Annotated in this window: 8 protein-coding genes; 5 read left to right on the top strand and 3 right to left on the bottom strand. The window is 46.1% G+C overall.

What is annotated here, in order from left to right; genetic code table 11:
* Positions 1-52 precede the first annotated feature (52 nt).
* The 3 genes from QUA25_RS27755 to QUA25_RS27745 all read right to left on the bottom strand — a co-directional run bounded on the left by QUA25_RS27755 (position 53) and on the right by QUA25_RS27745 (position 1333).
* Positions 53-292 (bottom strand): hypothetical protein, encoded by a 240-nt coding sequence (locus QUA25_RS27755; RefSeq protein WP_333042825.1) that lies wholly within the window; start codon positions 290-292, stop codon positions 53-55.
* 247 nt (positions 293-539) lie between these two features.
* Positions 540-776 (bottom strand): hypothetical protein, encoded by a 237-nt coding sequence (locus tag QUA25_RS27750; protein ID WP_333042823.1) that lies wholly within the window; start codon positions 774-776, stop codon positions 540-542.
* 242 nt (positions 777-1018) lie between these two features.
* Positions 1019-1333 (bottom strand): hypothetical protein, encoded by a 315-nt coding sequence (locus tag QUA25_RS27745; RefSeq protein ID WP_333042821.1) that lies wholly within the window; start codon positions 1331-1333, stop codon positions 1019-1021.
* Positions 1334-1892: 559 nt separating this feature from the next.
* Between QUA25_RS27745 and QUA25_RS27740 the strand changes: the two genes are divergently transcribed.
* The 5 genes from QUA25_RS27740 to QUA25_RS27720 form a co-directional block, all read left to right on the top strand.
* The gene (locus tag QUA25_RS27740; RefSeq protein ID WP_333042819.1) at positions 1893-2510 is read left to right on the top strand and encodes a Uma2 family endonuclease; all 618 of its coding nucleotides are present in this window, start codon (positions 1893-1895) and stop codon (positions 2508-2510) included.
* 107 nt (positions 2511-2617) lie between these two features.
* Positions 2618-5560, top strand: coding sequence for a two-partner secretion domain-containing protein (locus QUA25_RS27735; protein WP_333042817.1), 2943 nt, complete (start codon positions 2618-2620; stop codon positions 5558-5560).
* A 65-nt stretch (positions 5561-5625) separates the two neighbouring features.
* The gene (locus QUA25_RS27730; RefSeq protein WP_333042815.1) at positions 5626-8517 is read left to right on the top strand and encodes an S-layer family protein; all 2892 of its coding nucleotides are present in this window, start codon (positions 5626-5628) and stop codon (positions 8515-8517) included.
* 65 nt (positions 8518-8582) lie between these two features.
* Complete coding sequence (locus QUA25_RS27725) at positions 8583-11474, top strand: S-layer family protein (protein WP_333042814.1); 2892 nt, start codon at positions 8583-8585, stop codon at positions 11472-11474.
* A gap of 65 nt (positions 11475-11539) precedes the next feature.
* A partial coding sequence (locus QUA25_RS27720; RefSeq protein ID WP_333042813.1) for a two-partner secretion domain-containing protein occupies positions 11540-13479 on the top strand: 1940 nt, incomplete at its 3' end.

Genomic DNA, 13479 nt, shown 5'->3' with positions numbered 1-13479 from the left:
TTTTAAATCATCCAAATCTTCCTTCAGTCTTGTCTTATGGTACTCTGGCTGCCTAAAAACTGTCCGGAGTATTGTTAAGTAGTCCCTCAATAGTTTTCTTATCCGAATTACAGATAGCTCTGTTTGTAGTAGAGGTATTTGGAGCCTGAGCTAGTTCTAAACTTATTTCACCCCGCTTTAAAATATCACCCATAGCTCTATCAGGATTGAAAACAATAACAATACCCGTAAAAATGGGAGAGGAAAATAAAAGAAAGTATCTAAAATGCTTCTTCTTAATTAAGCTGCTCATAGTGCAAAACCTTTTGAAATTATCAACGTTGAGTCCATCCCAGTCATTTTTTAGCCATAACAGTTGACTATTTTGTGTATTCTTGCAGTTTTTGGAATCTCTTGTGCCTGCTAATTCATTGGAATAATGCAGCCTAACGCCCAAGCTCACCCGCACCCGGAAGCGCCGCCGTTCGTGCCTCACTCTGGCGCTTCCGGGTGTCGGTGTGCAGCGCCTTGTTGTGCCGTTGTCTTTTGATAAGATGCGCTTAGCTGCCCTTGAGCAACAGCTTTCTATGAACCATTGAGGTCTTAATCTTGCCGGTCAACAACTTACCCAGTGAGATGGACACTTGAACCTCATCCATCAAGAGTTGCCGCAAATCCTGAATTTGTGCATCAACGAACGGATGCTGTAATGTGCAGATAAAATCGAACTCTTGCCCAAGTCTCAGCACTCGCCCCGGAACAGTTTTGAATTTACCTAACAACAGGCCGTAGCGCACATACGGATAAATTCTGCGAATACGATTGGCCTTCTCTGAATAAACGATGGTAAGGATTCAGGTCTAAAAACTTGCGGCTCCAACGCTTGTCTGGCAAGGGTTGTAGGGCAAAATAAGGGTTTTTGCCTTTCGTGGTTGATTGTCAATAAAGGACGAAAAACTGTCATTTTTTGTCTTTTATTGAGAATAGAGATTTATTTAGCATCAAGCTCCAGATCTAAAGTCTTTGCCCAGCAAGGAGTTCAGTGACCTGAATCCTTACAAACGATGACATCGTGCGTTGTGACATGATTGTACTTCACCTCTACGACTATTCGGGGCACAATAGAGGTATGTGCCTCATTCACTTTCTCATAAATTAAGATGTCTTGCTCGAAACCTTTTCCTTTGCCTCGAATCGGCTCCCCTGTATCTATATCAACGCCCATCTGAACGGCTCCACGCTCATCTACCGACAAGTCGTAGAGCAAGCTCATTTTCCTTGCTACGTGAGCAGACGTGAGATTGAGGGATAAACGATCTACTAATGCTTGAGTAAAAATATCTTCTTCGCTCATAAAGTAATTGTACCTTCAAAATGCTCAGCGCGTTCTGTTGCAGGCGCGACGGCACAACTTATAATTGTATCGCGGCTGCGGTACAATACTGTATATAGTCTAAAAGTACCGCATATCGATGATGTATCTCAACCCCTTCTTGCTCCCCATCAGAATCTCCTTCCCTCGATTTAGTTCGCCGCACGATTCGACTCAATTACTTAAGCCGTAGCACTGAAAAAAGCTATCTTTATTATAGTAGTGAAAAGTTAACTTGATGGGTGAAATAGAGTCGAGATAACACTCGGTCGATCGGAAAAATTGAGACATTCATCAGAACTTACTCACGTGGGGTGTCCCGCCCGCCCTTTTTGGACGGGCGGGCCACCCCACAAACTTGTGTAAGTTATTTAATTCTCATTCCTAATTCTGTCGGCGACAACAATTTGTATATTTTTTGGATTGATAGCTCAACCGCAGATCCAAGGCAGATAACGCAGATCAACGCAGATATTTTAAGGATAATTTGCAATTTTTGCAATCTAGTCTTATAACGTAGTTAACACAAGAGGATTGTCTTATGATTCAGACAAAAACTAAACTAACATTTGCAGACTTCCTGCAAAATTACCCAGATGGATCTGGTATCTACGAACTTGTAAATGGGGAGATTGTCAAAGTGGAAGCAACCATATCTCATAAAAATGTGGCACGATTTCTTGTTAAGTCTTTCGACAGAGAAAGCGAGCGCTTGGGGCTTGACTATATCGTTGACAAAGATATAGTTTTAAGAACTGTAACAGCTTCAGGACAAGAGCAAGGCAGAAATCCTGATGTCGGCGTGGTTAAGGCATCAGTATGGAACAGCAATGTACGTGGCTACGGAGCCCTTACCGAACCTATCCAATTAGCAGTAGAAGTTACCTCAACTAACTGGGAAGACGACTATGTGGATAAACTAGATGAGTATCAAAGGCTCGGCATTTGTGAGTATTGGATTCTGGACTATTTAGCGATCGCTTCTAGGGCTTATCTAGGAAATCCCAAAATTCCCACAGTTTTCGTTTACTCTTTGGAAAATGGCAGTTATGTAATTCAAAGTTTTACAGGTAATGAGCGCATTATCTCTAAAACTTTTCCCGAACTAGAAATCACAGTCGAGCAACTTGTACTCAGCAGCCAAATTCAAAACATTTAGAGAAACGAGATGAGATTACACCGAAAAAAAATTATCTTGGAAAGAGTGTTTTTATGCCTCCCTTCCATTACTCTTTACTATTTTCACCCTTCTCAAAAACAGGTAAGATGCCTGTTGCAAAAATACTATATTGGACTGTAGTGTGGGCATCTTGCCTGCCCGTAAGTTACTCCCTACTGTTTGCTTTCCTGTTGCTATTTTCCTCGAAAACCTTCGCCCAAATTATTCCCGATAATACCCTGGGCCCGGAAAGTTCGCGGACAGTTCCCGATACTATCAATAACATACCCTCAGATAGAATCACTGGCGGCGCAACTCGCGGCGTTAACCTCTTTCACAGTTGGCGCGAATTTAACATCCGTGAAGGGCGGGGAGCTTATTTTGAAAATCCCAGCGGAATTACCAACATATTCACCCGCGTTACTGGCGGAAATCCTTCTAATATTTTAGGAACTCTGGGAGTTTTGGGAAACGGCAATTTATTCTTAATTAATCCGAAAGGAATTATATTCGGACCTAATGCGCGGTTAGATTTGCGCGGTTCGTTTATCGGTTCAACCGCTGACAGTATTGTGTTTAATAACGGCTTTGAATTCAGTACCACCAACCCACAAACATCTGCCCTGTTAACCGTTAATATTCCCGTTGGTTTAAGATTTAGAGACAATCCCGGTGCAATTGTCAATCAATCGACGGCTGTAGGGAAGGTAAATCTCCCAGCCTCTGCTGTGCCAATCCCAATTAGCGATCGAGTTGGTTTAGCAGTAGAACCAGGTCAAACTTTAGCACTGATTGGTGGCGACATTCAACTGCAAGGCGGCAATTTAACCGCCAGCGGCGGACAAATTTTACTCGGTAGCGCAGCCAATCCCGGTTTAGTTAATTTTGCAATGACAGCGGGGGAAAAGGGAAATTTAACTTTAAATTATGACAATATTCAAAACTTCGGCAATATTCAAATATCCGATGGAACACTCATCAACACTAGCGGCATCGGTGGCGGCAGAATAGAGTTAAAAGGTGGAAATGTCGCCCTCAGCGGGGCGCGAATTTATGCGCTGACACTGGGAAATATTGATGGTAGAGGTATCGATATCAGCGCCCAAAAGTTGCGAGTGGAAAATGGCACGCAATTTTCTACTTTGACTTTAGGAGATGGTGCAGGAGGTAATATCAACTTCCGTGCTGCTGATTCAGTAGAAATGATCGGGCTGGGAGTGGAGGGCTATCAACAGGTTGCAATTAAATATTTAGTATCGGGAACTACAGACCCATTTGACCCGCTAATGACGCTGTTTAATGCTAGTGCTGGTGCTGGTTCGGGGGGGAATATTACGATCGACACCGGCCGCCTGCTCTTCAACAATGGGGTAGTAGGTAGCGGCATTGCTTTTGGCGGTGGAAATGGCGGCAATTTAATTATTCGTGCCAATACTTTTGAGATGGTGGGTTCTGGAATTAACAACGGGACAGCTAAAGAAAGTAGCGGTGCGGGAGGAAGCATTAGTCTTGATGTCGCGAAATTAATTATGCGCGACGGTTCTATTCTGGGTAGCACAAGCTACAGCAGCGGCCCGTCGGGGAATATTAACATTAATGCTGCTGAATCAGTAGAATTGTCTAACAGCGGCCCGACAACGGTTGTGTCAACCGGAATTAGCACCCTGAGTATCGCATCTAACGGCAGGGCGGGGAATATTAACGTCGATACCAAGCGGTTGACTCTCTCTGGAGGTTCGGCGTTTACATTAGGAACGGGTGTTTTAGTTGGCAGGTTTTTGTTTTCTCAGGAGGGCGGGCCTGCTGGAAACTTAACAGTTAGGGCTACTGAATCAGTAGAAATTTCAGGCATTTCTCAACTTTTGAGCAGCGGAATTCAGAATGCGAGTGCATTGACTTCTGGAACTTTGAGTTCGAGTCGGGGTGGGGATATTCGTATTGATACGCCAAGCCTAACCGTGCGGGATGGGGGGATAGTTTCTACGAGTTCTTTGGGGGTGGGAGATGTGGGGAATATTACTGTTAATGCCGATCGCATTGAGGTCAGCGGCAGCGGAAATAATGGTCTGTTTGTCAGTACAATTGATGCTTCGGTGGGCAAGATATTTGGTACTAATCCCCAGGCGACGGCAAATGCCGGTTCGTTGAATCTGAATGCCGATCGACTAATTGTCAGAGATGGAGCTACAGTGACAGTGCAGGCTACGGGAACCGGACGCGCTGGTAATATTAATGTTGTCGCAAATTCGATCGCTCTTGACAACAAAGCGATGATTGACGGTACGACTGTATCCGGTACTGGAGCAAATATTAACCTGCAAGCGCGAGACATCCAGTTGCGCCGCAACAGCCGAATTACCACCGATGCAGGCACTTCTGACGGCGGCAATATCAACATCAACAGCGACATTCTTGTCGCCCTCCCGCAAGAAAACAGCGACATTACAGCCAACGCCCGCACAGCAGGCGGCGGCCGCGTGAATATCAATGTTCCCAATGTTTTTGGTTTTACAGCAGCGAGTCGCGAACAAGTCAGAAACAGGTTGGGACTCAGTGACGCTGAATTTGCAGCGTTGCAAGTAAGTCCTACATCTCTGCTTCCCAGCAGCGACATCGCCGCGATTTCCCAAAGCGGCGGCCCGGCTTTGCAAGGGGCGGTAACATTTAGTTCTGTTGGAGTGAATCCCGTTCAAGGTTTAGTGGAACTGCCCCAAAATGTGGTGAATCCGGCTGCCTTAATTGCTGCAAATCCCTGCATCCAAGGGGCCGAGAACGAGTTTACTGTGACGGGGCGGGGGGGATTGCCACCGAGTCCTCACGAGGTTCTCAGCAGCAATTCTAGCCAGTTTAATTGGGTGGAACCAGCGGTAGGTGGGAGTCAGCAAGTAGAAGGCCCCCTACCATCCATAGAAGTTCGACCAAGAGAAATTATTCCCGCTCAAGGTTGGGTAATGGACGATCGAGGACAAGTAAGGCTGGTAGCCTATAATTCTATTGGTGGTGCATCTATTCGCAGTCCGAAACCGACGCGTGTTTGCGTACCTCAATAGGTACTCTTCAGGTTTTAGCTAATCCCTCGCTATTTTCCTAATACCAAATTAACCAGACTTCAAAGATGTGCCGCCAATCTTCCGCCCTATTTTTTGCATTCTTGCTGCAGTTTCCTTTCCCCGCGATCGCTCAAATCATCCCCGATAATAGCTTGGGTGCAGAAAGTTCGCGTACAGTGCCCGATAATATCAACAACTTACCCTCAGATAGAATAGAAGGCGGTGCAATTCGCGGCGTTAACCTCTTTCACAGCTTGCGCGAATTTAACATCCGTGAAGGGCGGGGAGCCTATTTTGCCAATCCTAACGGGATTGCGAATATTTTTACCCGCGTTACTGGTGGCAACCCTTCTAATATTTTAGGAACTCTGGGAGTTTTGGGAAACGGTAACTTGTTTTTAATTAACCCAAAAGGGATTGTTTTTAGTCCCAACGCTCGGTTAGATTTGCGTGGTTCATTTTTAGCAAGTTCTGCTGATAGCGTAGTTTTCGATAATGGTTATCAATTCAGCAGCCGCAATCCCGAATCAGTACCCCTATTAAATGTCAATATACCTATCGGTTTAAATTTTCGAGAAAATTCGGGTAAAATTATTAACTATTCAGCAGCACCAGCTTTTAATTTACCACAATTACCCCCAGAAATTCCGCCGATTTTCAATAACATGGGCGCTTCAGTTGCTCCCGGACAAACTATCGCTCTAGTGGGCGGAGATATTGAATTAAATCAGGGAACACTCACTGCATCTACCGGACAAATTTTGCTGGGTAGCGTCGCTAGTCCGGGGATGGTTGGATTGGGGGCAACGCCATTTGGATTAAGTTTAAACTATGACAATATTTCTAACTTTGGTAATGTTGAAATAACCAACGGCTCACTGATAAATACCAGTGGAATCGGTGGTGGCAAAGTCGATATTCGAGGTGGAAATGTCAACCTCAATAATGGGCGAATTTATGCACTGACTTTGGGAAATATTGATGGCAGGGCGATCGATATTAACGCTCAACAGTTTCGGGCCCAAGGTGGAGCGCAAATCTCCACGCTGACAGCAGGAAGTGGTGCGGGAGGCGCTGTCAATATCCGGGCTACCGACTCAGTAGAAATGCTCGGAATTGGATTAGATAACTATAGAGTGTTTGGTGGTAACTATACGGTATCTGGCTCTTTCGACCCTTTTGACCCACAACTTCTGCTGATAACTGGCACTAATAGCATGGGAGCCGCCGGAAACATCACGATCGACACGGGACGATTGCTGATGGACAATGGAAGCGCATTGACTACCACCACGTTAGGTGCTGGCAACGCCGGAAATATTACCATCCGTGCCGGGGTTTTAGATATGCTCGCTTCTGCAATCCACAGCGGCCCACTTTTGGGGAGTACGGGTAGGGGAGGAAATATCACCTTTGAGGGAAAACGTTTAACAGTAAGCGACGGTGCTAGTGCGATCAGCATCACCCGCGGTGAAGGAGGAGCGGGGAATATCAACATTAAAGCTTCGGAATCAGTAGAAGTGCTGCGGACTCCCACTGGAAGTCCCGTAGCAAGTTTAATTGGCTCAACTGCCAGCGGTGTGAATGGGGAAGCTGGGGACATTAATATCGACACGAAGCGGTTGAGGATTTCTGACGGAGGCGGGATTAGTTTATCTAGCGGAGCAGTTGTGGGCAACCAACCCTTGAATACAACTGGGGGGCCCGGAGGTAATTTGACAGTTAGGGCCACTGAGTCAGTAACAGTCGAGGGTTTTTCTGGAGTTTTGGCGAACGGCAGTCGGAATCCCAGTTTCATCTGTGCTGATGCCAACACTGCTAATCGGGGAGGGAGTATCAACATTTCTACACCTGTACTGACTCTGCGGGGTGGGGGAGTTATTAGCACTGCATCTTTAGGCAGCGGAGAAGCGGGAAGCATCACGATTGATGCGGGGCGTGTAGAAGTTATTGGGAATGGGGGTCAAGGTGAATTTAACAGTCAAATTCAGACTTCCGTTGGGATTGCCTCTGAGCTTATAGATCCTAATGCTACGGCTAACGGAGGTTCGTTGAATCTAAATGTCGGGGAGTTGATTCTTCGCAATGAAGGAACACTCAATCTGCAAGCTTTGGGATCGGGACGCGCTGGTAACATTAACGTCAAAGCAGACTCAATTTTTCTTGACAACCAAAGCAGCATTGACGGTAGAACGGCATCCGGTCCCGGAGCAAATATTAACCTTGAAGCACGAGATATCCAGTTGCGCCGAGGCAGCAGAATTACAACGGATGCAAGTATTTCTGAGGGTGGTAATATCAACATTAAAAGCGATATTCTGGTCGCCCTCCCGCAAGAAAACAGCGACATCACAGCCAATGCGCGATCGGCTCAAGGTGGTAGGGTTAATATTAATGTCCCCAATGTTTTTGGGTTTACATCAGTCACTCGCGAACAGGTGCGAGCGACTTTGGGATTAACAGATGCTGAATTTGCAGCGTTGCAAGTAAGTCCTACATCTTTAATTCCTACCAGCGACATCGCCGCGATTTCCCAAAGTAGCGGCCCGGATTTGCAAGGTAATGTAACATTTAGTGCTTCTGGGGTGAATCCTGCTCAAGGTTTAGTGGAACTGCCGCAAAATGTGGTCAATCCGGCTGCGTTAATTGCTGCAAATCCCTGCACGCAAGGGGCCGATAGCGCATTTACGGTCACTGGGAAAGGAGGAGTGCCACCAAGTCCTAATGATGCCCTCAGCAGCCCTCTATCGCCGTTGCCTTGGGTGGAACCAGCGGTAGGTGAAAGTCAGCAAGTAGAAGGCCTCATAGCATCCATAGACGTTCGGCCAACAGATATTATTCCCGCTCAAGGTTGGGTAATGGACGATCGAGGACAAGTAACGCTGGTAGCGTATAATGCTGGTGGTGGTGCATCTCTTCGCAGTCCGAAATCGACGGGGGTTTGCGTACCTCGATAGGTACTCTTCAGGTTTTAGCTAATCCCTCGCTATTTTCCTAATATTAAATTAACCAGACTTCAAAGATGCAGCGCCAATCTTCCGCCCTATTTTTTGCATTTTTACTGCTGTTTCCTTTCCCCGCGATCGCTCAAATCATCCCCGATAATAGCTTGGGCGCAGAAAGTTCACGGACAGTTCCCGATACTATCAAAAACTTACCCTCAGATAGAATAGAAGGCGGTGCAACTCGTGGCGTTAACCTCTTTCATAGCTTGCGCGAATTTAACATCCGTGAAGGGCGGGGAGCCTATTTTGCCAATCCCAGCGGAATCACCAACATATTCACCCGCGTTACGGGTGGCAATTCTTCTAATATTTTAGGTGTCTTGGGAGTCCAAGGAAATGCCAACTTATTTTTACTTAATCCCAAAGGAATTGTCTTTGGTCCCAACGCTCGGTTAGATTTGCGCGGCTCATTTGTCGGTGCAACCGGTAGCGGAATTCTCTTTGATAATGGCTTTGAATTTAGTGCAGCTAATTCTAATGCAGTGCCATTGTTAGCAATCAATATTCCTGTGGGTTTAAGATTTAGAGACAATCCCGGTACAATTGTCAACTCTTCCCAAACAAAGGCTCCTACCTCAGCCTTACCACCACTACCCATAGAAATTCCTGCTTTTGAAAAACTCGGTTTGGCCGTAGATCCCGGTCAAACTTTAGCATTAATTGGCGGTGACATTCAACTCCAAGGAGGAAATCTAACTGCTTATACCGGACAAATTCTTCTGAGTAGTGTCAATAGTCCAGGTTTAGTGCAATTTGAACCAACAGCTTTAGGTCTGAATTTAAACTATAGCAGTATTCAGAACTTCGGCAATATTGAAATGAACGGTGCATTTATAAATACCAGCGGATTAGGAGGTGGGAAAGTCGATATTCGAGGTGGAAATATTAATCTTAATGGTTCAGGAATTTATGGACTGACACTCGGAAATATAAATGGTAGAGGCATTGACATCAATTCCCAAAACTTGCGAGTAGAGGGGGGGTCGCAAATTTTCGCCTCCACATTAGGAGAGGGGAGAGGAAGCGATATCAACATCCGCGCTACTGACTCAGTAGAAATGATCGGGTTGGGAATTGAGGGCTATCAGCAGCTTACAGAAAATTTTCAGACATCTGGAACAGGCAACCCCTTTATTTCGCAAATTGTTCTGTTCACTAGCACTATTGGCAGTGGAGCAGCCGGAGATATTAACATTGAAGCCGGACGGCTGTTGATGAGCAATGGGGTAGTGGCTGGTGCCCCCACCTTTGGTGCTGGGAATGGCGGAAATTTGACTATCCGCGCCAACACGGTCGAACTCATCAGTTCAACGCTCTATAACGGAACAACGAACGAAAGCACTGGTCAAGGCGGAAACATCTCTGTTGAAGCGCAACGGTTAATACTGCGCGATGGCGGTGCGTTTGCCAGCTTCAGCCTTAGTGATGGAGCATCGGGGAATATCGCGATTAAAGCGAGTGAATCGGTGGAATTATCGGGTAGTCTTCCTGTAGGTCTAGGGCAAACTCGGCTCGGCACGAATACTTTTGATGGGAATGGAAAAGGTGGGGATATTACGATCGACACTAAGCGGTTGAGTGTTTCTAATGGAGCCACAATTAGTTTAACGACTGGTGCAATTTTTGGCGAAGCCGTGTTTTCTACAAGTGGGGGGACGGGAGGAAATTTAACTGTGAGAGCCTCCGACTCTATAGAAGTGAGTGGTGAGTCACGATTTTTGGAGAATGCGGGCTATGTAGCAAGTTCTTTTGTTACTCAAACTGCAAGTTCTGGTAGAGGTGGAGATATCCGCCTGTCAACACCTAAACTAACTGTGCAGAATGGCGGCGTTATTTCTGCGGCTTCTTTGGGTATAGCAGATGCAGGAGATATTACAATTAATGCCGATCGCTTACAAGTGCAAGGTATTGGGAGTAACAGTGGGTTGAGGAGTGGAATTGAGGCCTCGGCTGGTAGGGCGTTTAATGCTGTCAATTCCAATGCTAGCGGAAATGCAGGCTCGTTGAATTTGAATGCTAATCAATTGATTCTTCGGGATAGTGCAGTTGTTAATGTTCAATCTTCAGGAACAGGTAGGGCTGGCAATATTAACGTTGTAGCGAACTCCATTGCCCTGGACAATAAAAGCATAATTGATGGCACAACGGTCACTGGTTCCGGTGCTAATATTAACCTGCAAGCGCAAGATATTCAGTTACGGCGCGGTAGCCGAATTACCACCGATGCAGGTGTTTCTGAGGGCGGTAATATCAGAATTAATAGCGATATTTTGGTAGCTTTACCGCGAGAAAATAGCGATATTACAGCTAATGCTCGCACAGCTAGGGGCGGACAAGTTACGGTCAATGTACCAAATATATTTGGCTTTACAAGCCTTAACCGCGAACAAGCCAGGAGTAATTTGGGATTAACAGATGCTGAATTTGCAGCGTTGCAAGTAAGTCCGACTTCTCTAATTCCTACTAGCGATATTGCGGCGATTTCCCAAAGTAGCGGCCCGGATTTGCAAGGTAGTGTAACATTTAGTGCTTCTGGGGTGAATCCTGCTCAAGGTTTAGTGGAACTGCCGCAAAATGTGGTCGATCCCGCTGCTTTAATTGCCGCAAATCCTTGCACGCAAGGGGTCGATAGCGCATTTACCGTCACTGGCAAAGGAGGAGTGCCACCGAGTCCTAATGATGCCCTCAGCAGCGCAGCATCGCCGTTTCCTTGGGTGGAACCAGCGGTAGGTGGAAGTCAGCAAGTAGAAGGCAAAAGAGCATCCATAGACGTTCGGCCAACAGAAATTATTCCTGCTCAAGGTTGGGTAATGGATGAGCAAGGAAAAGTGACGCTGGTAGCGTATAATTCTGGTGGTGGTACATCTCTTCGCAGTCCGAAATCGACGGGTGTTTGCGTACCTCGATAGGTACTCTTTAGGTTTTAGCTAATCCCTCGCTATTTTCCTAATATTAAATTAACCAGACTTCAAAGATGCAGCGCCAATCTTCCGCCCTATTTTTTGCATTTTTACTGCTGTTTCCTTTCCCTGCGATCGCCCAAATCATCCCAGACAGCAGCTTGGGTGCGGAAAGTTCACGGACTATTCCCGATACTATCAACAAATTACCCTCAGATAGAATCACTGGCGGTGCAACTCGCGGAGTAAATTTATTTCACAGTTTACAACAATTTAACGTGGGTGAAGGCAGAGGAGCATATTTTGCCAATCCTAACGGAATTGCGAATATTTTTACCCGCGTTACGGGTGGCAATCCTTCTAATATTTTAGGTGTGTTGGGAGTCGAAGGAAATGCCAACTTATTTTTACTTAATTCCAAAGGAATTGTCTTCGGTTCCAATGCGAGGTTAGATTTGCGCGGTTCATTTTTAGCAAGTTCTGCTGATAGCGTAGTTTTCAATAATGGCTATCAATTCAGCAGCAGCAATCCGCAATTTTTACCCCTGTTAAATGTCAATATACCTATCGGTTTAAATTTTCGAGAAAATCCGGGAAAAATCATTAACTCTTCAGCAGCACCAGCCTTAAATTTACCACAATTACCCCCCGCAATCCCGCCGATTTTCAATAACATGGGCTTAGGAGTTGGGCCCGGACAAACTCTTGCCCTAGTGGGCGGAGATATAGAATTAAATCAGGGAACACTCACTGCATCTACCGGACAAATTTTGCTCGGTAGCGTCGCTAGTCCGGGGATGGTTGGATTGGGGTCAACGCCTTTTGGATTAAATTTAAACTATGACAAGATTTCCAACTTTGGTAATATTGAAATAACTAAGGGTTCATTGATCAACACCAGTGGAATTGGTGGCGGTCAAGTCGAGATTCGAGGTGGAAATGTCAACCTCAACAATGGGCGAATTTATGCGCTAACTTTGGGAAATATCGATGGTAGGGGCATCGATATTAACGCTCAACAGTTTCGGGCCCAAGGTGGGGCGCAAATCTCCACGCTGACAGCAGGAAGTGGTGCAGGAGGCGCTGTCAATATCCGCGCTACCGATTCAGTAGAACTGATCGGGATTGGATTTGAGAGCTTTCAAAACTTTGTCAAAAATTATACAATCTCTGGAAAAATCAACCCTTTTGACCCACAGATTCTGCTGGAAACTAGCACTGCTGGCATGGGAGATGCGGGAAACATCTTAATCGATACCGGACAACTGCTGATCAACAATGGAACCGTATCGGGTAGCGCTACATTAGGTGCTGGCAACGCCGGAAATATGACCCTCCGTGCCAGGGTTTTCGATCTGGTCGGTTCAGGGATCAACACCGGCACACTCGCGGGGAGTACGGGTAGGGGAGGAAATATCAGCTTTGAGGGAGAACGTTTTATCGTACGCGATGGCAGTGCGCTCATCAGCACCACTCGCAGTGAAGCACCATCGGGGAATATCAACATTAAAGCTTCGGAATCAGTAGAAGTGCTGCGGACTCCCACGGGAAGTCCGGTAGCAACCTTGATTGGTGCAACCGCAATCAGCATTAATGGGAAAGCCGGAGACATTTATATCGACACGAAGCGGTTGAGGATCTCTGAAGGGGGCGGAATTAGTTTATCTAGTGGATCGGTTGTGGGCAACCAACCGTTGAATACAACTGGGGGGCCAGGAGGTAATTTAACAATTAAAGCTACTGAGTCAGTCAGACTAGAGGGTATTTCTGGAGTTTTGGCGAATGGCAGTCGGAATCCTAGTTTCATCTCCGCTGATACCAACTCTGCTGCTCGGGGAGGGAGTATGAACATTTCCACACCTTTAGTAATTCTCCGGGATGGAGGACTTATTTCTACTGCATCTTTAGGCAAAGGAGATGCCGGAAGCATCACGATTGATGCGGGGCGTGTAGAAATTATTGGTAATGGCGGTCAAGGTGAATTTAACAGTCAAATTCAGACTTCCGTTGGGAT

It is taken from the genome of Microcoleus sp. Pol17C6 (genome assembly GCF_036701145.1).
Lineage (GTDB): Bacteria > Cyanobacteriota > Cyanobacteriia > Cyanobacteriales > Microcoleaceae > Microcoleus.
This window is presented reverse-complemented; position numbering and strand designations above follow the sequence as displayed.